This is a genomic window from Sinomonas humi (genome assembly GCF_000802235.1).
GTDB classification, from domain to species: Bacteria; Actinomycetota; Actinomycetes; order Actinomycetales; family Micrococcaceae; genus Sinomonas; species Sinomonas humi.
The window spans coordinates 28,580-49,604 of sequence record NZ_JTDL01000138.1; the positions used below are offsets into that span (position 1 = coordinate 28,580).

At 68.4% G+C, this 21,025-nt stretch carries 15 protein-coding genes; 6 read left to right on the forward strand and 9 right to left on the reverse strand.

Translation table 11 applies throughout. The annotated features are described in order from the left end of the window. Positions 1-41: 41 nt before the first annotated feature. The 4 genes from LK10_RS14495 to LK10_RS14510 all read right to left on the reverse strand — a co-directional run bounded on the left by LK10_RS14495 (position 42) and on the right by LK10_RS14510 (position 5,986). On the reverse strand, positions 42-2,066 hold the full coding sequence (locus tag LK10_RS14495; protein WP_197061951.1) for a DEAD/DEAH box helicase: 2,025 nt from the start codon (positions 2,064-2,066) through the stop codon (positions 42-44). Positions 2,067-2,961: 895 nt separating this feature from the next. After that, complete coding sequence (locus LK10_RS14500; protein WP_043125088.1) at positions 2,962-3,612, reverse strand: MOSC domain-containing protein; 651 nt, start codon at positions 3,610-3,612, stop codon at positions 2,962-2,964. A gap of 44 nt (positions 3,613-3,656) precedes the next feature. Next, positions 3,657-4,331, reverse strand: coding sequence for a response regulator (locus LK10_RS14505; RefSeq protein ID WP_043125091.1), 675 nt, complete (start codon positions 4,329-4,331; stop codon positions 3,657-3,659). Beyond that, on the reverse strand, positions 4,328-5,986 hold the full coding sequence (locus LK10_RS14510; RefSeq protein ID WP_081998570.1) for a sensor histidine kinase: 1,659 nt from the start codon (positions 5,984-5,986) through the stop codon (positions 4,328-4,330). Before LK10_RS14510 ends, LK10_RS14505 begins: the two co-directional genes overlap by 4 nt. A 118-nt stretch (positions 5,987-6,104) precedes the next feature. On the opposite strand from LK10_RS14510, the gene LK10_RS14515 reads away from it, so the two are divergent. Further along, positions 6,105-6,518, forward strand: a complete 414-nt coding sequence (locus LK10_RS14515) for a hypothetical protein (RefSeq protein WP_043125092.1) — start codon at positions 6,105-6,107, stop codon at positions 6,516-6,518. Here LK10_RS14515 and LK10_RS14520 read toward each other — a convergent pair. The 3 genes from LK10_RS14520 to LK10_RS14530 are packed head-to-tail and all read right to left on the reverse strand — an operon-like array spanning position 6,481 to position 10,026. Further along, positions 6,481-7,419: a cytochrome b/b6 domain-containing protein gene (locus tag LK10_RS14520; RefSeq protein WP_043125095.1), complete on the reverse strand. Its 939-nt coding sequence runs from the start codon at positions 7,417-7,419 to the stop codon at positions 6,481-6,483. The genes LK10_RS14515 and LK10_RS14520 overlap by 38 nt on opposite strands. Before the next feature lie 33 nt (positions 7,420-7,452). Further along, positions 7,453-8,640 (reverse strand): cystathionine gamma-synthase, encoded by a 1,188-nt coding sequence (locus tag LK10_RS14525; protein WP_052207387.1) that lies wholly within the window; start codon positions 8,638-8,640, stop codon positions 7,453-7,455. After that, positions 8,641-10,026, reverse strand: coding sequence for a cystathionine beta-synthase (locus LK10_RS14530; protein ID WP_043125098.1), 1,386 nt, complete (start codon positions 10,024-10,026; stop codon positions 8,641-8,643). A 140-nt stretch (positions 10,027-10,166) separates the two neighbouring features. Here LK10_RS14530 and LK10_RS14535 point away from each other — a divergent pair, with 140 nt between their 5' ends. From LK10_RS14535 to LK10_RS14545, 3 genes are all read left to right on the forward strand, one after another. Beyond that, a complete protein-coding gene (locus LK10_RS14535; protein WP_052207388.1) occupies positions 10,167-10,883 on the forward strand; it encodes a hypothetical protein in 717 nt (238 codons plus the stop codon). Continuing rightward, positions 10,880-12,529: a DNA polymerase Y family protein gene (locus LK10_RS14540; protein ID WP_052207389.1), complete on the forward strand. Its 1,650-nt coding sequence runs from the start codon at positions 10,880-10,882 to the stop codon at positions 12,527-12,529. The genes LK10_RS14535 and LK10_RS14540 overlap by 4 nt, the downstream gene beginning before the upstream one ends. A gap of 163 nt (positions 12,530-12,692) precedes the next feature. Beyond that, entirely contained in the window at positions 12,693-16,283 is a 3,591-nt protein-coding gene (locus tag LK10_RS14545; RefSeq protein ID WP_043125099.1) for an error-prone DNA polymerase, read from the forward strand. Positions 16,284-16,349: 66 nt separating this feature from the next. Here the strand turns inward: LK10_RS14545 and LK10_RS14550 are convergent, their stop codons facing one another. Continuing rightward, on the reverse strand, positions 16,350-16,748 hold the full coding sequence (locus tag LK10_RS14550; protein ID WP_043125102.1) for a VOC family protein: 399 nt from the start codon (positions 16,746-16,748) through the stop codon (positions 16,350-16,352). 146 nt (positions 16,749-16,894) lie between these two features. Here LK10_RS14550 and LK10_RS14555 point away from each other — a divergent pair, with 146 nt between their 5' ends. Both LK10_RS14555 and LK10_RS14560 read left to right on the forward strand, forming a co-directional pair. Then, positions 16,895-17,860, forward strand: a complete 966-nt coding sequence (locus LK10_RS14555) for a DNA-3-methyladenine glycosylase family protein (protein ID WP_408021462.1) — start codon at positions 16,895-16,897, stop codon at positions 17,858-17,860. Next, positions 17,860-19,092: an ArsB/NhaD family transporter gene (locus tag LK10_RS14560; RefSeq protein ID WP_043125106.1), complete on the forward strand. Its 1,233-nt coding sequence runs from the start codon at positions 17,860-17,862 to the stop codon at positions 19,090-19,092. The genes LK10_RS14555 and LK10_RS14560 overlap by 1 nt, the downstream gene beginning before the upstream one ends. 132 nt (positions 19,093-19,224) lie before the next feature. Here the strand turns inward: LK10_RS14560 and LK10_RS14565 are convergent, their stop codons facing one another. Further along, entirely contained in the window at positions 19,225-20,913 is a 1,689-nt protein-coding gene (locus tag LK10_RS14565; protein ID WP_043125108.1) for an AMP-binding protein, read from the reverse strand. Positions 20,914-21,025 lie beyond the last annotated feature (112 nt).

A 21,025-nucleotide genomic window follows, 5' to 3' on the forward strand; every position in this document is an offset into this window, starting at 1 on the left:
TGACAAGCTAGTGAACTAGTCGAGAGCAACGTCTCAGAAGCTCAGCCTCGGCTGCCGCCGAAGCGGCGGGCCCCGCCCGACGCCCCGCTGCGGCCGCTGAAGCCACCTCGGCCGCTGAAGCCCTCACGGCCTCCACGGTCGCGGCGGTCGCGGCGGTCGCCCCAGTCGTCCCGGCGATCGCGGCTGAAGCCGCCATGGCCGCCGCGCGAGCCCCAGTCACCGTCACGGGGACCGCGGTCACGGTCGCGACCGCCGCGGCTTCCTCGTGAGCCCCAGTCGTCGCCGTCACGCGCCGGGCGGCGGCCCGAGTCAAGCTCGAGCTTGATGAGCTCACCGCCGATACGGGTCTTCGAGAGCGCCCTCCACTGCTCGCTCGAGAGCTCGGAAGGAAGTTCGACGAGGGAGAAGTCGGAGCGGATGTCGATCCCACCGATCTGGCTCGAGTGGAAACCGCCCTCGTTCGCGAGTGCACCGACGATTGAGCCGGGCTGCACCCGCTGACGGCGACCCACTGCGATGCGGTACGTCGCGCTTCCCTCAGACGAGCCGCGCGGCGCGCGCCCTTGGCCGCGACCGCCGTCGCGCCCGTCGCGATCCCGCCCGCGCTTGGCGAACTCCGGAGCGCTCGGCAGTTCCTCGACGAAGAACGGGGCGTCGCCCTGGACCATCACCGCGAGCGCTGCCGCGATCTCGGCCGCGGGCACATTGTGCTCGGTCTCGTAGGAAGCGATGAGGTCGCGGAACAGCGAGACGTCCTCGGACTCGAGCGTCTCCGTGATCTGGTCGGCGAACTTGCTCATGCGCAGCGAGTTGACGGTCTCCGCCGTCGGCAGCGACATCTGCTCGACGGCCTGGTGCGTAGCCTTCTCGATCGCGCGAAGGAGGTACTTCTCGCGCGGGGTCATGAACAGGATCGCATCGCCCTTGCGGCCGGCGCGGCCCGTCCGGCCGATTCGGTGCACGTAGCTCTCGGTGTCATGCGGGATGTCGTAGTTCACGACGTGGCTGATGCGCTCCACGTCGAGGCCACGCGCCGCGACGTCCGTCGCGACGAGGATGTCGATCTTGCCCTCACGCAGCGCCTCGACGGTGCGCTCGCGCTGCGCCTGGGCGATGTCGCCGTTGATCGCGGCGGCCTGGAAGCCACGCGCCTTGAGCTTGTCCGCAAGATCCTCGGTGGCCATCTTCGTCCGGACGAACGCGATGACGCCGTCGAACTCCTCGACCTCGAGGATGCGGGTGAGCGCATCCAGCTTGTGCGAGCCCACGACCTGCACGTACCGCTGGCGGATGTTCTGCCCGGTCGTGGTCTTGGACTTGACCGTGACCTCTTCCGGGTTGTTGAGGTACTGCTTCGACATCCGGCGGATCTGCGACGGCATGGTCGCGGAGAACAGGGCAACCTGGCGACCGTCCGGGGTCTCCTGGAAGATGCGCTCGACGTCGTCCGCGAAGCCCATGCGGAGCATTTCGTCGGCCTCGTCGAGCACGAGGTACTGGAGCTCGGAGAGATCCAGCGAGCCCTTCTCGAGGTGGTCGATCACGCGGCCAGGCGTGCCGACGACGACCTGCGCGCCCCGGCGGAGACCAGCAAGCTGCGGACCGTATGCGGAGCCGCCGTAGACCGGGAGGACAGTGAAGTCCTCGAGGTGCTTCGCGTAGGACGTGAATGCCTCCGCAACCTGGAGCGCGAGCTCGCGGGTCGGTGCGAGGACGAGCGCCTGGGTCGAACGGGAGGGCCCGTTCTGGTCGTGGAGTTCCGCGAGGCGCGAGAGCGCCGGAACGGCGAACGCCGCAGTCTTGCCCGTTCCCGTCTGGGCGAGGCCGACGACGTCGCGCCCCTCAAGCAGGAGCGGAATGGTTGCCGCCTGGATGGGCGAGGGCTTCTCGTAGCCGACCTCGGTCAGCGCTGCGAGAATGCGGGCGTCGATGCCGAGGTCGGTGAAGAGCACACCGCGCTCCTCCTCGCTCTGCTGCTCGGCGGGGGCAGTAGTCTCGGTCTCGGGGGCAGTGGTCTCGGAAGCCTCTTCATTGGTGGCGAAGGGGGCATCGAGGGTTTCAGACATAGAGGTGTCCTCCGGTTTGGGGAGCCTGAATGTTGGCTCGTCGGTCAATACCGAAGCCCGGCGCTGTCTCAATCCCATGGCAGGACTTCTCGCTGCACTCGGCGCCACACGCGCACCAACAGCGTTTTCTTCAGCCGGCTCCCCTATGAAACTGCCCGCCTCGCGGGCCCCAACACGCACTACTCCTGCCTCAAGAATTGGGCAGGAAGAGGGAATACCGGCGCAGTGGGGGATACATCTATCTTACAGGACGGACGACGCCGACTTGTCGCCGTCGTCGCATAGGCGCCGTGAGCTTGGGCACAGGGCGCTTTCCGGCAGGCCGGCGGTTGGCTGCACGTCGGTGTGTTGGCGACACATCCAGCTGGTTGGTTGCACCACCGGCCGATGGGGGCACGAGCGTCCCTCGGCCGGTCAGGCCCCTCGGCCGGTCGTGTCCCTCCGCCGCACCACCGCCCCTCGGCCGGTCGTGTCCCTCGGCCGCACCACCGCCCCTCAGCCGCACCACCCTTCTTCAGCCGCACGACCGTCCCTCGGAGGCACGAACGTCCCGCACGCGCGACGGTTATGCCGTTCCCAGCCGTACGACCGTTCCTCGGAAGCACGCGCGTCCCCTGGCCCCACGACCGTCCCTCGTCCTCACGACCGTCCCTCGGAGGCACGAGCGTCCCGCACACGCGGCGGTTATGCCGTTCCGCGACGGTTATGCCGTTCGGCGACGGTTATGCCGTTCGGCGACGGTTATGCCGTTCCGCGACGGTTAAGCCGCCCCCAGCCGCACGACCGTCCCTCGGAGGCACGAGCGTCCCGCACGCGCGGCGGTTATGCCGTTCCGCGACGTTTATGCCGTTCGGCGACGGCTATGCCGCTGTGGGACGGTTATGGTTCGGGGTGTCTAGGCCTCGAGGCCGAGTACGCGGTCGATATAGGGCCGGATCTCAGCCGCGAGACGGATGGTGCCCTCGGCCTCGGCGTCGAGGAGTGCCTCTGCCCGCTCGCGGGTGGGGTCAGCGAGCCACTCCCCCACACGGACGCCATGGTCAGGGACGTGTTCGACGCCGAACTGTTCGCCCGCCTCGACGTCGCCGGGAGTGATCACCCGGAGATACGCGCCGGACAGACCCGAAGCTTTGAACCGCTTGACCCAGCCGTCCTCGCCGACCCGCCGTGCGAACGTCGCACACGGGACCCTGGGCATCGTGACTTCAAGGACGGTGCCGCCCGGGAAGCGCCAGCGTTCCCCGATGACGGCGTTGCTCGCGGTGAGGCCAGCCACCCGGAAGTTCTCCCCGAAGTAGCCCGGCGGAACCTCGCGGCCGAGGACTCCGGCCCACAGCCCGGCGTCGTCCTCTGAGTACGCGTAAACGGCCTTGTTCTCACCGCCGTGGTTCGCACGGTCAGCCTGGACGTCTCCATGGAGCCCTAGCCTGCGGATACGGACCGGCCCCACGACTGGCCGCTTGTCGATCGCGGTCACGCCCACGGGGCCCGAATCGGGCAGGAGCTGCTGGACGCGACAGACGGCTACGAGGCGTGCGGACTTCATGGCGGACAGAATAACCGAGACGGAGCCCGGAGGAGCCTACGACTTCAGGGATCGAAGCGGTATCCGATCCCCGCCTCGGTCTTGAGATGCCGGGGATTGGAAGGGTCCTGCTCGAGCTTGCGGCGCAGCTGTGCCATATAGACGCGGAGGTACTGCGCCTCCTTCGCGTAGGCGGGCCCCCAGACTTGGGTGAGGAGCTCGCGCTGCGTCACGAGCGTGCCGGGCTGCCGCACGAGGAGGGCGAGAATGCTCCACTCCGTGGGCGTGAGCCGAACATCGTTGCCCTCCCGCACCACCCGGCGCGCAGCAAGATCGACGCTGAAGTCTGCGGTCTGCACACGCGGAACCTCGGTACGGGCCGTGCTGCGCCGGGCGGCGGCCCGAAGTCGGGCGAGGAGTTCCTCGAGGCCGAACGGCTTCGTGACGTAATCGTCGGCGCCTGCATCGAGCGCCTCCACCTTGTCCTCGGCCGCGTGCCTCGCGGAGAGCACGATGATCGGCACGCTCGTCCACTCGCGCAGGCGGCGAATGACGGCGACGCCGTCCATCCCCGGCAGCCCCAGGTCGAGGACCACGATATCGGGAGGCGACGACGCCGCGGCCTCGAGGGCGGCCTCGCCCGATTGCGCGGTCACCGCTTCATAGCCATGGACACGCAGGTTGATCTGGAGCGCCCGCGCAATCTGCGCCTCGTCCTCGACCACCAGCACGCGGGTCACCCCTTGCCCCCTCGCGCCGCGGGGGTTGGGCCGCCCGTTGCGCTGCCCGTTGCGCTACCCGACGCGGTGCCGCCCGTTGCGCTGCCCGTTGCGCTACCCGACGCGGTGCCGGACACGGTACCCCCCGACGCGGTGCCGCCCGGCGCCCTCGCGAGCGGAACAGCGCGTGGGGCCTCATGGCCGTCGTGCGCGGCGAGCGGAAGGATGATGCGCATCGTCAGCCCCCCGCCTTGCGTCTGCCCGGCGGAGATACGCCCGCCCATCGCCTCGACGAAACCCTTCGCCACGGCAAGGCCGAGGCCGATCCCGGCACCGTGCCGGCTCGCGTCGCCCACGCGCTGGAACGGATCGAACACGGCCAAGAGCTGCTCGGGTGGGATGCCTCCGCCATGGTCGACGACGCGCAGCTCCCCCATCGCGCGCCCCGACGGATCGGCTTCGCCAGGGCCGGCCTCAAGCTCGAGCGGGAGGCCCGGGGCGTACTTGAGGGCGTTCTCGACGAGGTTCGCCACGACTCGTTCGAGCAGCACAGGGTCCGCCTCCACGGGCGGGCAGCCGGGCGAGACCCTGTCCTCGACGACGGCGTCCTCCGGCCACGGCGGAAGCACCTCGCGCCACCGGACCGGCCGCAGGAGCGGCGTCACGCTGTCCGCGGAGATGCGGGACATGTCGAGCAGGTTCCCGACAAGCGCGGAGAGCCTGTCCGTGTAGTCCTCGATGGTCTCAAGGAGCTCCGCCTGCTCCTCCCGCGTGAAGTCGACGTCGGGCTGGCGGAGGCTGCTCACACTCAGCTTGATGCCGGAAAGGGGCGTGCGCAGGTCATGCGAGACAGCGCGGAGAATGGACGTCCGGATCGTGTTGCCTTCCTCAAGGCGCCGGTTCGCCTCGCGGCTCGAGGCCAGCTGGCGCCCCTGCCGGATTGCGACGAGGTAGGCGCCGAAGGCCTCCATCATGCGCCGCTCGGCCGGCTCGAGGGCCCGTCCGCCGGCGAGGAGCGTGTAGTGCTCGTCGGCCACGACAAGATCGTCCGACGCAGCAGGCGTCACGGGAGGAGCCTCCCCCGCGCTCGCGACGACCTCCCAGCCAGGGCTCACCGCCCGGGGCGTGCCTGGCTCGCGCCGTTCCAGGAGGGTCACCGCCCTCAGACCGAGGGCTGCCCGAACACGCTCGAGGAAGTCCTGCACGCGGCCGCCCGAACCCAGGATGCCCCGCGCGAGCTCTGCCATCGCTCGCGCGTCCGCCTGCGCTCGCGTCGCCTGCTCGAACCGACGGGTCGCGGCCCCGACCGCGAGGCCCACGGCGCATGCGACTGCAAGGAAGATGAGAAGCTCGACCACGACCTGTGGGTCAGCGATCTGGAAAGTCCCGACCGGCGCGACGGAGAAGTAGCTGAGCAGGAGGGAGCCCTCCACCGCGGCCACGGCGGCCGGCCAGAGGCCGCCGACGACGGCGACGGCGACCGCCGCTGCGAGCTGCAGGAGCATCGTCATGGCAACGTTGTGGTAGCCGATGGCAAGAAGGGCCGCCTCCACCGCGGCTGGCAGGATGATCGCGAGGGCGAGGCCCCACAGCGTCCGACGGCGGTCCAGCACACCCAGCTCAGCAAGCCGGAGGCGATGCTCTCGGGCAGGCAGGAGCGGAACACGCTGCGGCATGTGACCATGCTGTCACATCGCGCAACGAGGGGATTGCTTTCGCGTCATGGAGCCATGGATCATTGCTCTCTCCTAGGCGGAGGCGCAGAACGCTGCCTCATCACGCGGAAGGATCAGGATGCCCGTAAGCTCGCTCGACGCCTTGTTCTCGGCCTTGGAAAGCGCCCTCGAGTCCGGCGACGAAGAGGCATTGCGAGCGCTCTATCTCCCGACAGCCGTCATCGGCCACGACCTCGGTCGCGAACGCTTCGAAAGCACCCCCGAGGAGGCGGCGGCCGACCGGGTGCGGCTCGGCATCCCGATCCGTGCATCCCTGCGGCGCCTCGACGTCGACGGCGACTCCGTCCGCGGCGAACTCGTCTGGGCCGTCGAAGGGGTAACTCCCGACGGCACGGAGCTCACACTCGACGGCGCGGCGGTCCTCACTTGCAGCGACGTCGGCTCAGCCTGGTACATCGCGTCCGAGACGGTCACGTGCACCCAGGCGGCGCCGTTCAGTTCCGCGTCACCGAGCCCATCAGCGAGGCGATAGGCCGCAGGAACAGCGGGCGCGCGAGGAACCACGCCGCGACGATGACGACCACGGCGGCGGCGAAGAACCCGAACCCAAGCCAGCCCTCGCCGTCGTTCGCGGCGAAAATGTGGTTGAGGTTCCGGAGAACACCCGTGGTGAGCACGAGCGTGACGTGCACGATCACGAAGGCGACGAAGTAGATCGCGACCGGGAAGTGCACGCTGCGGGCAAGCTCGATCGGGTAGGCCTTGTTGAGGCGAGGCGCCTTCGAGGGCCATGCACCGGACATCCGCAGCCCCGTGAGGATCGCGAGAGGCGCCGCGATGAAGCTCGTGATGAAGTAGAAGAGCAGCTGGAGGGCGTTGTAGTTCGTCCACCCGTTCTCGAGGGGCCAGTTGAGCGAGGCGTACTGGATCGCGACCGAGACGGCGTGCGGGAAGACGTCCCAGCTCGTGGGGATGACGCGCTTCCACTGGCCTGTCGAGAACAGCAGGATCCAGTAGATGAGCCCGTTGAGCACCCACAAGGCGTCGAGCGAGAGGTGGAACCACAGGTCGAGGCTGATCTTCTTGGGCTGGCCTTTGGTCTTGATCAGGCCCTTGTTGTTCCGCTTCCAGTAGCCCTGGGGCCGGGTCGTGTACCGGACCTGCAGGCCCGAGCGGATGATCAGCACGATGAAGAACATGTTGAGGAAGTGGCTCCAGTTGAGCCACACCGGCAGGCCCACCGGCGTTCCCGCCGGCTGCGACGCGTAGCCCGGGTACGTCGCGATGAACGAGGAGACGGCTTCCGTGCTGCGGAGCCACTTGGCGAGCAGGACGAGGATCCCCAGGACGACGACCGCACCGACGGCGATCACGGCGGGCTTGAACCAGGCCGCCTTGGTCCAGGCGGGAGCAGTCGACGGCGACGTCGGCATCGTGGGGTGGTCCTCTCGGTCAGTTGAGACGGGTCAGAGTTGGCTTATCGCGTTGTCGAGGTCCCCGATGAGATCGTCCGCATCCTCGATGCCGACGGAGAGCCGGATGAGGTTTTCAGGGACGGCCAGTTCAGTGCCCTTGACAGAGGCATGGGTCATCTCGGACGGGTAGTTCATGAGCGATTCGATGCCGCCGAGCGATTCGGCGAGCGTGAACAGCCTCGTGGCCTCGGCGACCTTGCGAGCGGCCGCTTCCCCGCCGGTGAACTGGACCGAGATCATGCCGCCGAAGCGCCGCATCTGCCGCGCGGCGAGGTCATGCCCCGGGTGCTCCGGCAGCCCTGGGTACAGAACCTTCTCGACGCCCGGCCGCCCCACGAGCCACTCCGCGATCTTCTGGGCGTTGTCCGAGTGACGCTCCATGCGCACGCCGAGCGTCTTGAGGCCGCGGGTCGTGAGGAAGGCATCCATCGGGCCGGAGACCGCGCCGACCGCGAACTGGACGAACCCGATCTTCTCCGCCAATTCGCTGTCCTTGACGACGACGGCGCCGCCAACGACGTCGGAGTGCCCACCGATGTACTTGGTCGTGGAGTGGACGACGACGTCGGCACCCAAGGCTAGCGGGTTCTGGAGGTAGGGCGACGCGAAGGTGTTGTCGACGACGAGGAGGGCCCCGGCGTCGTGCGCGATCTCGGCGACCGCGGAAATGTCGGTGACCTTCATCAACGGGTTGGACGGCGTCTCGACCCACACGAGCCGCGCACCCTCGCCCTCGGCAACCGCAGCCCGGACGTCGTCGAGCGCCGCCATGTCGACGGGCTTGTTCTGGATGCCCCAACCGCCCAGCACCCGGCTGATGAGCCGGTACGTGCCGCCGTACGCGTCGTTGCCGAGGACGATCCGGTCCCCGGGAGTGCACAGGGCGCGGATGAGTGCGTCTTCGGCGGCGAGGCCCGAGCCGAACGAGAACGCGTGCGCCCCTCTTTCAAGGGCCGCGAGCTGCTCCTGGAGCGCGTCCCGCGTCGGGTTGCCACCGCGGCCGTACTCGTAGCCCGAGCGCAGGCCGCCGATGCCGTCCTGCGCGTAGGTGGTGCTGAAGTGGAGTGGTGGAACAACCGCGCCCGTGCGCGGCTCGAATTCCTGGCCGGCATGGACAGCGCGGGTGTTGAAGCCCTGGTTGGTCTCGCTCACGTGCAGCTCCTTGTCTGAGACTTGCATCTATTTGTTCAGGTTCGCGAGCAGGTCGTGCCGCGTGACAATGCCGATCGGGGCCCCCACGAACGTCACCATGAGCGCGTCCGCCTCGGTGAGCATCTCGCGCGCCGTGCCTTGGCTCTCGAGCGAGCCGATGACGGGCAGGCGTGCGCCCATGTGTTCCGAGATCTTGTCCGTGAGCTTCGCCTCGCCCTTGAACAGCTTCGCCGAAAGAGCCCGCTCATCGACCGCGCCGAGCACCTCGCCCATGACGACCGGCGGTTCATTGGAGAGGACCGGGAGGTGGCTCACGCCATACTCGGTCATGATGTCGATGACCTCGCGGACGGTCTCGTTCGGGTGCGTATGGACGAGATCGGGGAGCTTCCCGTCCTTGCCCTTGAGCACGTCCCCGACCGTTGCCTCAGAAGCGCCGGGGAGGAAGCCGAAGGAACGCATCCAGTCGTCGTTGAAGATCTTGGCGAGGTAGCCGCGGCCGCTGTCCGGGAGGACGACGACGACGATCGCCGACTCGGGCAGGTCCCGCGCCGCGCGGAGGGCAGCTACGACCGCCATGCCGGACGAGCCTCCCACGAGGAGGCCCTCCTCACGCGCGAGCCTGCGGGTCATCGCGAACGACTCCGCATCGCTCACCGCAAGCACGTCGTCGGGAACGGCCTTGTCGTAGTTCGCGGGCCACATGTCCTCGCCCACGCCCTCGACAAAGTAGGGGCGGCCTGTGCCTCCGGAGTAGACAGAACCCTCGGGATCCGCGCCGATGACCGTGACCTGGCCGCCTTCGGACTCCGGGCGGTCCTTCGAGACGTCCTTGAGGAAGCGGCCCGTTCCGGAGATGGTGCCGCCTGTCCCGGCACCGATGACCACATGGGTCACCTTGCCGTCGGTGTCGGCCCAGATCTCGGGCCCTGTGGTCTCGTAGTGGCTCGCGGGGGCGCCGGGGTTGGAGAACTGGTCAGGCTTGAACGCGCCCGGAATCTCGCGGACGAGACGGTCGGAGACCCCGTAGTAGGACTGTGGCGAATCCGGCGGGACTGCCGTCGGCGTGACGACGACCTCGGCCCCATAGGCCTCGAGGACCGACCGCTTCTCCTGGCCGACCTTGTCCGGCACCACGAAGATGCACTTGTAGCCCTTCTGCTGGCCCACGAGCGCGAGGCCTACGCCGGTATTGCCGCTCGTCGGCTCGACGATCGTGCCTCCCGGCTGAAGCTTGCCGCTGCGTTCCGCCTCCTCGATCATCTTGAGGGCGATACGGTCCTTGATGGAGCCGCCCGGATTGAGGTACTCGAGCTTCACAAGAACGGTGGCCTTGATCCCCTCGGTGACCTTCTGGAGCTTGACCAGAGGTGTATGGCCAATGAGCTCGACGATGGAGTTGGCGTATTTCACGCCCCAACTCTATCCGCTGGGCCCGACAGGCCAGAGATTGCATGTACTCCCTTGACGTGGCCAATGCGACGGCAGGGAAGCCTTCGAAAACGACACGCCCGCGATTGACTTAATCGAACACAGTTTCGAAAATGGGGAGTATGTCGCTTCCCGCCAGCTCCACGTCCGCAGCCTCGGCTGGGGAACAGCTGCGCGAGCTCCAGGAGCGAATCCACCTCCTTCAAGGGCGCCGGAACCGCGAAGCGACGTACGCCCTCCTGCCCGCTTTCTCGCCCCTGCTCCCCTATGGCCTTCGCGCAGGTGCGGTCTACTCACTCGAAGCGCCCCTCTCCGTCGCGATGGCCCTCCTCGCTGGCCCGTCCGCACAGGGCCACTGGTGCGGTGTCACCGGCATCCCGGACTTCGGCACCGAAGCGGCCGCAGGCTTCGGAATCTCGCTTGAGCGGACGGTCCTCGTCCCAGACCCGGGCGAACGCTGGCTCGTGACCGTCTCGGCCCTTGCGGACGTCCTCCCACTGTTGCTCGTCCGGCCTCCAGCCCTAGCCAGTGCAGGCCACGCCTCCCGACTCTCGTCCAGGCTGCGGGAGCGCGGATGCACCCTCCTCATCCTCGGCCCATGGCCTCAGGCAGAGGGAATCCTGAGCGTCGAGGCTTCCCGTTGGGAGGGCCTCGGAGATGGACACGGACACCTACGCAGCCATCGCGTTGACCTGGCCTGGTCCCAGCGCGGGAAGCGGCGGAAGGTGATGGTGGACCTCGCAACGCTTCACGCCGATCCGACACAGGCGGGCGGATTGACCCAGCCGGGCGGAGTGACACAGCCGGGCGGAGCGGGGCTCCTAGGGGCGCGGCCTTGAGCGCGCGCGCTGCGGCGGGCACGACCGTGCCGGTCCGGGCCGTGCCGGTAGGAGCCTCAGCGCTCCCGAGAGCGCTTGTCGTGTGGTTCCCTGACTGGCCACTCGTCGCAGCCCAGCTTGCAGGCGAGCTGGGCGAGCGGGTACCGGCCGCCGTGATCGACAAGGGGCTCGTTTCCGTGTGCTCGGCGGAGGCGCGTGCCGCCGGGGTCGTCCGTGGCCTCCGGGTGCGGGAGGCCCAGTCTCGTTGCCCCGACCTCACGGCCATTCGAGCCGACCCGGCACGCGATGCGAGGGAATTCGATGAGGTGCTCGCCGCCGTCGAACGCGACCTGCCCGGGGTCCATGTGCTGCGGCCCGGCTTGTGCGCTTGGCGAGCGCGTGGGGCAGCCAGGTTCTTCGGAAGCGAGCAGGAAGCCGGCGGAACCGCCCTTGAGGCAGTTGCCAAACTCGGGCTTGAGGCGCGTGTGGGGGTGGCTGACTCGGTCTTCGCCGCGGAACAGGCAGCGCGCCGCGCGAGCGAACTCGCAGCGCTCTTCGTGGTCCCGGCAGGAGGTTCCCGCGACTTCCTCGCTCCTCTTCCGATCGCGACCCTCGACGATCCCAGACTCGCCTCGCTCCTCGTGCGGCTGGGCATCCGCACACTCGGCGCATTCGCGGCGCTGCCGGAAGCCGAAATCCGCTCCCGATTCGGGCCTGACGGCACCCTCGCCCATGCGCGGGCCTCCGGGCTCGATCCCCAGGCCATCGTGCCTCGCGTTCCGCCCACACCGCTCGAGCGTGCGACGGACTTCGAGCCTGGACTCGACCGCATCGATCAGATCGCTTTCGCCTTGCGGCCGCTTGCCGAGGATTTCGTAGAGGGCCTGCGCCGCGCGGGTCTCGCGTGCACGGAACTGCGGGTGCAGATCATGGACGACGCCGGGCGGCGATCCGAGCGCTGTTGGGGCCACCCGCGCCAGTTCGGGGCAAGCGACGTCTTGGACAGGGTGCGCTGGCAACTTCAGTCGGGGGACGAGACCTCGGGGGGTCGCAGGGGTGGGCGGCCAGCCACGTGGCGTTCAACGGGTGATTCCCTCACAGCGCCTGTCGTGCAGGTCCGCCTGCTGCCTGAGCGGACCGATCAGATCGGACTGCGAGGCCAAGCACTGTTCGGCGGCGTTGACGAGCGGCTCGACCATGGGCTCAGGCGCCTGCAGAGCATGCTCGGACACGGTTCGGTGCTGCATCCGGTCAGCGCCGGGGGGCGGCTCCTCGCGGAGCGCTGCCTCATGGTGCCGTGGGGTGAGGACGCTCCGCCCGAAACGTCCGCCTTGGCCCAACGTCCGTGGCCGGGATCCCTCCCTGCTCCCCTGCCCACGACGGTGTTCGCCGAGCCCATACCGGTCGAGCTCCTCGACGCGGAGGCGCGGCCGCTTCGCGTGGACGAGCGAGGGGCGGCAGCTTCGCCTGCCTGGTTCAGGCCCGGATCTGGCCAAGACCGGCGCCCGGTTCTTGGCTGGGCGGGGCCGTGGCCTCTGCGACAGCGATGGTGGGACCCCGACGATCGCCGGAGCGTAGAGCGCTACCAGGTCATCGACGACCATGGCGAGGCGTGGCTCCTCATTGGGGCCGAGGGCCAATGGTGGGCCGAGGCCCGCTACGACTGAGGTGACGTCCGGGACGAGGCACGACCGTCCGAGAGGGGCACAACCGTCTGGACGGGCACGACCGTCCGGCAGTAACAACGATCTTGCCGTTCAGGGACGATCTTGCCGTTCAGGGACGGCCCGGCGTTCGAATACGGCCTTGGCGTTCAGAGAGGAGGAACGAATGGGCTTCAACAATCCGTCCATACGGTGGCAGGACCTCCACGACATTCTGGTCGGCAAAGAGGTCCACCTCGACCGCACCGGAGCCGGACGAGCACCCGAACAGCACGACGGCGGCGACAGCCCCGCGTGGTCGCGCAAGCGCGGGCCGTATATCCCCCTGCCGCAGCTCACAAGCGCTGCCCAGACAAGCGCTGCTCAGGCGCACGCTGCCCAAGCAGACGCTGCCCAGACAAGCGCTGCCCAGGGTGACTCGAGACGGGAAGCCGGGACGCCGCCGTCGTGCTTCGCCCTCCCGCACGTCCCCTACGCCGAGCTGCACGCCCACTCGCATTACAGCTTCCTCGACGGCGTCTCCTCTCCGGAGGAACTCGTGGAAGAGGCCGTGAAGCTTGGCCTGCACGCCTTGGCGATCACGGACCATGACGGCTTCTACGGGGTCGTGCGGCTCGCCGAAGCCGCGGAGGCTTACGGCCTCAAGACGGTGTTCGGCGCCGAGCTCTCGCTCGCGTTGTCCGCACCGCAGAACGGGGTGCCCGACCCGGAGGGCGAGCACCTCGTGGTCCTTGCCCGGGGTGAGGAGGGCTACCATCGCCTGGCCGGCGCCATCACCGCAGCACAGCTCGCGGAGGGAGCGGAGAAGGGCCGCCCCGTGTACCGGCTCGAGGACCTCGCCGAGCGTCTCCGCGGCCATGTGCTCGTCCTCACCGGCTGCCGCAAAGGTGCGGTCCGGCAGGCGCTGGCGAACGACGGCGAGCTGGCCGCCGAGCGCGAAATGCGGCGCCTCGTGCGCCTCTTCGGCGAGGACGGGGTGTCGGTCGAGCTCTTCGACCACGGCAATCCTCTCGACAGCGCCCACAACGACGCCCTTGCGGCCATCGCGGCCCGGCTCGCGCTACCGCTCGTGGCTACCAACGCGGTTCACTATGCAGACCCTGCCCGCCATCCCCTCGCAACCGCCGTCGCTGCTGTCCGAGCGCGGCGAAGCCTCGACGAGGCGGACGGCTGGCTCCCCGCGAGCGACGGCGCGCACCTGCGCAGCGGGGCCGAGATGGCCCGGAAGTTCTCCCGCTATCCGGGCGCCCTCGAGAACACAGTGCGTTTCGCCGACGAGCTCGCGTTCCCACTGCGCTCCGCCCGCCCCAAGCTCCCGAAGCAAGAGGTCCCGGAGGGGCACACGCCCATGACCTACCTCCGGGTGCTCGTCGAGCGCGGGCTCGTGGATCGGTACGGCACGCCGGGAGTGGATTGGCGGGGGCCCGCCCCGGTCGAGGACGTGAGACGTCGCGTGGAGCAGGAGCTCGACGTGATCGAGCGGAAGGACTTTCCCGGCTACTTCCTCATCGTGCACGAGCTCGTCCAGTTCGCACGGAGTCGCGGCATCCTGTGCCAGGGCAGGGGCTCGGCCGCCAACTCGGCCGTGTGCTACCTGCTCGGCATCACCGCCGTCGACAGCATCCGCTACCGCCTCCCATTCGAACGGTTCCTCTCGAGCCTCCGAGAGGAGGAGCCGGACATCGACGTCGACTTCGATTCCGACCGGCGCGAAGAAGTGATCCAGCACGCCTACGAAAAGTACGGACGGGCCAACGCCGCGCAGGTCGCGAACGTCGTGAGCTACCGCCCCAAGAACGCTGTTCGGGACGTCGCCAAGGCTCTCGGGTACAGCCAAGGGCAGCAGGACGCATGGTCCAAGCGACTCGAGCGCTGGGACGCGCTCTCCGAGGCGCGCCGCCCCGAAAGCGAGCACGGCGAGCGCGGTTCAGACGACGACGGCATCCCCCCGCGTGTTCTGGCGCTCGCCGAGCAGCTGCTGGGCGCCCCACGCCATTTGGGCATCCATTCGGGCGGGATGGTGCTCACCGAACGGCCTGTGGGCGAGGTCGTCCCCATCGAGCATGCACGGATGGAGGGCCGCACAGTTCTGCAGTGGGACAAGGACGACTGCGAATGGATGGGACTCGTCAAGTTCGATCTGCTGGGACTCGGAATGCTCGCGGCGTTGCAGTACTGCTTCGACCTCGTCGATGAGCACTTCGGCGAGCGCTGGCGGATCGAGGACATCCCCAAGGAGGAACCAGCGGTCTACGACATGCTGTGCCGGGCTGATTCGGTGGGCGTGTTCCAAGTGGAGTCGCGGGCTCAGATGAGCACTCTTCCCCGGCTCCGGCCGCGGCGCTTCTACGACCTCGTCGTCGAGATCGCGCTCATCCGGCCGGGGCCCATTCAGGGCGGGGCCGTCCATCCGTACATCCGTCGACGGGCGGGCGAGGAGGATGTCACCTACCCGCATCCCCTGCTCGTGCCCGTCCTCGAGCGGACACTGGGAGTGCCGCTCTTCCAAGAGCAGCTCATGCAGATGGCTATGGCGATCGGCAACTGCACGGCCGAGGATGCCGACCTCCTGCGCCGTGCCATGGGATCAAAGCGCGGCGTCGAGCGGATCGGGAGCCTCCACGACAAGCTGTTCGCGGGCATGGCCGCCAACGGCCTCTCGCCTGAGGAGTCCAAGGCGATCTACACCCAGATCGCAGCGTTCGCCGATTTCGGCTTCGCGGAATCGCACTCGATCAGCTTCGCGGTTCTCGTCTATGCGAGTTCATGGCTCAAGCTCCACTATCCCGGGGCCTTTCTCGCCGCGCTCCTGCGGGCCCAGCCCATGGGGTTCTACTCGCCACAGACCCTCGTCGCCGACGCCCGGCGGCACGGGGTCACGGTGCTGCGCCCGTGCATCCTCCGCTCGCAGGCGGAGGCGTGCCTCGAGCCGCTCGAGGAGCCGGAGCCTCATCAGGGTATGGGCTCGTGCCTCGAGTTCGACCAACCGGAGCCGGGGCCGTTCGATCCGGAAGCCCCAGACCGCAGCGCGGAGCACCGGCGTGATGCCTCGTGCGCGGTGCGGATGGGCCTCTCGAGCGTCACTGGAATCGGAAAGGACCTCGCCGAGCGGATCGTCGCAGAGCGTGTGGCGAACGGCCCGTACGGAGACCTGGCTGAGCTCTCTCGGCGAGTCGGTGTCTCGTCAGAGCAACTCGAAGCCCTCTCCTCCGCGGGAGCATTCGAGGTGCTCGGCCTCACGCGGCGCGAGGCCCTCTGGCGGTCGGGAGCTGCGGCGCTCGAACGGCCTGGGCAGCTGCCCGGGAGCCAGCCGTTCGTGCAGCCGCCCCTCCTGCCCGAGCTCGGCCCCGAGGAAGCCGTCGCTAGCGACCTCTGGGCCACCGGGGTCGCCCCGGACGATCACCCCGTTCGGCACGCGCGGGCTGGGCTCGACGCCCGAGGCGTGCTTCGGATCGACCAGCTACGGCGTGCGGAGCCGGGGAGCCGCATCGAGGCCGCCGGTGTCGTGACGCACCGCCAGCGTCCGGGGACCGCTCAAGGCATCACGTTCATGAACCTCGAGGACGAGACGGGGATCCTCAACGTGGTCTGCAGTCGGGGCGTGTGGACGCGATACCGCCGCGTAGCTCAGGGGGCCGGGGCCATGGTGGTGCGCGGAATCCTCGAGCGCTCGAAGGAGGGCGTGACCAATCTGGTCGCGGACCGCCTCGAGCCGCTCAGGCTTTCCGCGAAGACGTCATCCCGCAACTTCCGCTGACATGACCGCCGGTTGTGACATGACCGCCGGTTGATCGACTGACCGCCTGATTTAATCGACAGCCCTTCACTGTCCAGCTGGCGGACGGCCGGCCTCCCACAGCCCCAGCACGTTGCCCTCGGAGTCCTCGAAATAAGCCGCGAAGCCCATCTGGCCCACGGGCATCTTGGGCACGACGGTCTTGCCGCCAAGCGACTCGACCTTCGCCAACGCCGTGTCGATGTCCTCGACGTCAACGGTGATCACGGGAGTCCGGGGGAACTGCTCATTCCGGGTGTACATGCCTCCGTTGATGCTGCCTGGCTCGAGTGGCGAACCCGATTCGTCCGAAGGTGTGGTTCCGACCATCGTGTAGTCCATCTCGGGAACCGGCATGATGTTCCAGCCGAAGGCCTCGGTGTAGAACGTCTTCGCGCGGGCCGAATCGTCCGCGGGGATCTCGAAGTGCACAACTTTTCCAGACATGGTGGCGCCTTCCTGTCTTCTCTGCCCGCCCTCCCCGAGTCGGCTCATAGCCGACACCGCGATTCTCAGCGGGTCCCATCGGGCCGTCAACGGTCGGATCGGCGAGGTGTCGGAAGCGCCGCCGGGGACCGTGACATGATGCTCCGGTGACACTCGCGGCCCCGCTCCCCCGAACCGGCTTCGGTGACGCAGGGGACGAGTGGGAGGCGCCCGAGCACTATTCGCTCGCAGCGACGTGCTTCCCTCTGCAACGCGGCGACGGCGACCCGACATTTGCTGCCCATCCCGGCGGACTCTGGACGGCCTTCCGCACGCCGCATGGCCCCGCATCCGTACTCCTCACCCAAGCCCCGGGTGAGGTGCGCGCGCGTGCGTGGGGCGAGGGGGCGGCGTCGGCCATCGCCTCAGTGCCAGCGCTCCTGGGGCTCACGGATTCGTGGGAGGCGTTCGACGGCGAAGGGTTCCTCGCGTCGCTGCCGCCCCTCGTGCGGGAGGCACGACGGCGGAATCCCGGACTGCGGCTCCCCGCGACCGGAAGGGTGATCGATGCGCTCGTGCCGACCATCCTCGAGCAGAAGGTAACGACGTTCGAGGCTCGGCGCGCCTACCGCTATCTACTGCGCCGGTTCGGTTCGCCTGCGCCGGGCGCCGGCCGGGTTGCGCCCGCGAGCCTTGTGCTCGCTCCGACCGTGGCTGAGTGGCTCCGTGTGCCGTCGTGGGAATGGCATCGCGCGGGCGTCGGGCCCCAGCGCTCGGCGACGGTCATGCGCACGCTGCGCTCGGCGTCGGGCCTCGAGCGACTAGCCGCAAAACCCGCAGCCGAGGCCACGACAGCGCTGCAGACGATCCCGGGCATCGGGGTCTGGACGGCCGCGGAGGTCACGCAGCGGACGCATGCCGACCCAGACTCCATTTCGGTGGGCGACTTCCACCTCGCCAAATTCGTCGGCCACGCCCTGACGGGGCAGCGGACCGACGATGCGGGGATGCTCCGTCTCCTCGAGCCATGGCGCGGCCAGCGGCAGCGAATCGTGCGACTGCTCCTGCTCTCGGGAGTGCGCGCCCCACGGTTCGGGCCGAAGCTGACCATTCAAGACCATCGGGCGCACTGATGCCCCTGGCCATCACTGGAGCCGCCCTGCTCATTCTCGGGGCCATCGCGGTGGCCACAGGGCTCCTGCCGTGGCCGGCGCTGGGAGCACTGGCTGACCGCGTCGTCCCAATTCTCGCCTTCGTCGTGGCGATCACCGTCGTCACAGAGCTGCTCAACGCCTCCGGCCTGTTCGAATGGATCGCACGGCACTTCCGGCGCTGGGGACGCGGCCGGGCCTTCTACCTGTGGATCCTGGTCGCGGGACTCTCGCTCGCCGCGACCATCTTCCTTTCGCTCGACACTACTGCTGTCCTGCTCACGCCAATCGTGGTTGTCCTCGCGCGCCGCTGCGGGCTCCCGCCGCTCCCGTTCGCCCTCACGACGGTGTGGCTCGCGAACACCGCCTCGCTGCTCCTGCCTGTCTCCAACCTGACGAACCTGCTGGCGCTGCACACGTTCGGGGACATTTCCCCCGCGTCCTTCGCAGGCCGGATGGCCCTGCCCGCGGTGTGGTGCGCGCTCGTGCCGCTCGGAGCTATCGTCGTCCTCTTCGGCAAGGACTTGCTGGTGCGGTACGAGCTGAAACAGGCGGTTCCGGTCGTCGCTGACGACCCCTCGGCAGCTGATCCACCGCCGAGCCAGCCTGAGTCCAACCAACCAAGGTCGAGCCACCCCGTGTCAGCGGACCAGGTGCTGCTGTGGATCGGTGCTGGCGTGCTCGCTGCCCTGCTGCCTGCGCTTGTGTCGGGGATCCCGGTGTGGATTCCGGCCAGTGGAGCGGCGGCCGTGCTCGTAGCGGCTTTCGGTGTTCGGCGCCCGAGGGCGCTCCGTTGGGCACTCGTTCCGTGGCAGCTCATCGTGTTCGCGGCGGGCCTCTTCGTGGTCATGGAGGCGCTCCAACACGTCGGGGCGAGAGAGTTCGCGTCCGGGCTGCTGGGGACGGGCAATGGCCCGTTCGACCTCGTCAGGGTCTCGGCCGCAGGCGCGGCCGTGGCCAACGTTGTCAACAACCTGCCCGCCTATCTCGCGCTCGAGCAGGCAGCGGGAGCCCCCGCAAGGCTGGCAGCGCTGCTCGTCGGCGTCAACGCGGGGCCCCTCATCACGCCGTGGGCCTCGCTCGCGACGCTCATCTGGCACGAGCAGCTGCGGCGGCTCGGCGTCAAGATCTCGTGGTGGGGCTATGCGGCTGCTGGCACGGTGCTCGTGCCCCTCATGATCGTGCCGGCGGCGCTTCTCGCCTCGCTCGCGTAGCTCGCCTTCACCCGTATAAGGGCGCCGCGGCTCCTTCCCGCCCGGTTGTGTTTCCTCAATCACTCGGAACTCGGCGCGCCGCGCGCGACACGGCGAAACCCTAGCCCAGAAACGGGCCGGAGCGCGGCGCTGTCAGCCTGCGAGGCCCAGCCGCTCGATGGCCTCGTCACGCATCTCGACCTTCCGGACCTTGCCGGAGACGGTCATGGGGAAGCTCGAGCGGAGGTCGATGTATCGGGGAATCTTGTAGTGCGCGAGGCGCCCCCGGCAGAATTCCGCGACGGCGTCGGCGTCAAGCGGCTCAGCTCCAGGCTTCAAGATGATGCAGGCCATGAGCTCCTCGCCATACTTCTCGTCGGGGACTCCGATCACCTGCACGTCCTGGATGCTCGGGTGCTCGTAGAGGAATTCCTCGATCTCGCGAGGGTAGATGTTCTCGCCGCCCCGGATCACGAGGTCTTTGATACGGCCCTCGATCACGATGTACCCGTCGTCGTCCATGCGTGCGAGGTCTCCTGTGTGCATCCAGCCCTCGGTGTCGATGGCCTCTGCCGTCTTGTCCGGCTGGTCCCAGTATCCCGCCATGACGGCGTAGCCCCGCGTGCAGAGCTCCCCGATCTCGCCCCGTTCCACGAGATCCCCGCCCGGATCGATGATCTTGCTCTCGAGGTGCGGCATGGTCCGTCCCACCGTCTCGGTCCGGTGCGCAATGGAGTCGCCGAGTCGGGTCATTGTAGATACCGGCGACGTTTCGGTCATGCCGTAGCAAATGGCCACGTCCTCCATATGCATGTCGGAGATGACTCGCTTCATGACTTCGATCGGGCAGGTGGACCCCGCCATGACCCCGGTTCGGAGGGTGTCCAGACGATACGAGTCGAAGTCGGGCAACGCGAGCTCCGCGATGAACATGGTCGGCACCCCGTACAGCGAAGTTCCGGCGAAGTCCTGCACTGCCTTGAGCGTGGCGGCGGGATTGAAGCCTCGGCCGGGCAGGATGGTGGCACAGCCGTGCGAGAACGCGTTGAGGTTCCCGATGACCATGCCGAAGCAGTGGTAGAAGGGCACGGGGATGACGATCCGGTCCTCCTCCGTGTACCCGAGCAGCTCTCCAATCGAGAAGCCGTTGTTGAGGATGTTCCGGTGCGTCAGGGTCGCGCCCTTCGGGAACCCCGTGGTGCCGGAGGTGTATTGGATGTTGATGGGATCGTCGGGGCTGAGGGCCGCTGCTCGCTCCTCGATTGAGGCAGGGACCTCCTCGGCGCGCGCCGCAAGGGCCTCCCACGTCGACTCGTCACCTGACTCTGGCTCCCCGGCGGTGAAGGCCGCATCTCCCGCGTTCGTCGGGGCCGGGAGGAACACGAGTTCGCGCAGCTCCGGGCATTGGGCGAGCGCCCCGCGGGCCATCGCGACGTAGTCGCTCGTGCGGTCGGACGGCGCGACCACGAGCATTCGCATACCGTTCTGCTTTACGACGAAGACAAGTTCGTGGGTCCGGTACGCGGGGTTGACATTGACCAGGATCGCTCCGATCTTCGCGATCGCGTACTGGAGGATTGTCCATTCCGCGCAGTTCGGGCTCCAGATCCCGATCCGGTCACCCGCAGATACACCGGCAGCTAGAAGCCCGCGGGCCGTCCGGTCGATGTCGTGGTCGAGCTCCCGGAAGGTCCAGCGCCGAGCGGCAGCCGGGTCGCCATCGGCCGCCGCCTCGACGAGCGCCTCGCGGTCCCCGAAGCGCTCTACGATCCTGGCGAAGTTCTCCCCTATGGTCTCCTCGAGCAGGGGCACGTCGGTCTCTCCGGCGGTGGATGACAGCATGGCTTCTGATCCTCCTCGATCGCGGCACCGCCAGCTGCGGCTGCCAGCAGGCTAGCAAGCGCGTGCCCGGCCGGGAATGGCCCCGAGGCGGGAAGTGCCTGACAGCCCCGAA

Coding starts and splice junctions, on each gene's coding strand:
- LK10_RS14495 (WP_197061951.1), bottom strand. CDS start 2,066: ATGTCTGAAACCCTCGATGCCCCCTTCGCCACCAATGAAGAGGCTTCC.
- LK10_RS14500 (WP_043125088.1), bottom strand. CDS start 3,612: ATGAAGTCCGCACGCCTCGTAGCCGTCTGTCGCGTCCAGCAGCTCCTG.
- LK10_RS14510 (WP_081998570.1), bottom strand. CDS start 5,986: ATGCCGCAGCGTGTTCCGCTCCTGCCTGCCCGAGAGCATCGCCTCCGG.
- LK10_RS14515 (WP_043125092.1), top strand. CDS start 6,105: ATGCCCGTAAGCTCGCTCGACGCCTTGTTCTCGGCCTTGGAAAGCGCC.
- LK10_RS14520 (WP_043125095.1), bottom strand. CDS start 7,419: ATGCCGACGTCGCCGTCGACTGCTCCCGCCTGGACCAAGGCGGCCTGG.
- LK10_RS14525 (WP_052207387.1), bottom strand. CDS start 8,640: ATGCAAGTCTCAGACAAGGAGCTGCACGTGAGCGAGACCAACCAGGGC.
- LK10_RS14535 (WP_052207388.1), top strand. CDS start 10,167: ATGTCGCTTCCCGCCAGCTCCACGTCCGCAGCCTCGGCTGGGGAACAG.
- LK10_RS14545 (WP_043125099.1), top strand. CDS start 12,693: ATGGGCTTCAACAATCCGTCCATACGGTGGCAGGACCTCCACGACATT.
- LK10_RS14550 (WP_043125102.1), bottom strand. CDS start 16,748: ATGTCTGGAAAAGTTGTGCACTTCGAGATCCCCGCGGACGATTCGGCC.
- LK10_RS14560 (WP_043125106.1), top strand. CDS start 17,860: ATGCCCCTGGCCATCACTGGAGCCGCCCTGCTCATTCTCGGGGCCATC.
- LK10_RS14565 (WP_043125108.1), bottom strand. CDS start 20,913: ATGCTGTCATCCACCGCCGGAGAGACCGACGTGCCCCTGCTCGAGGAG.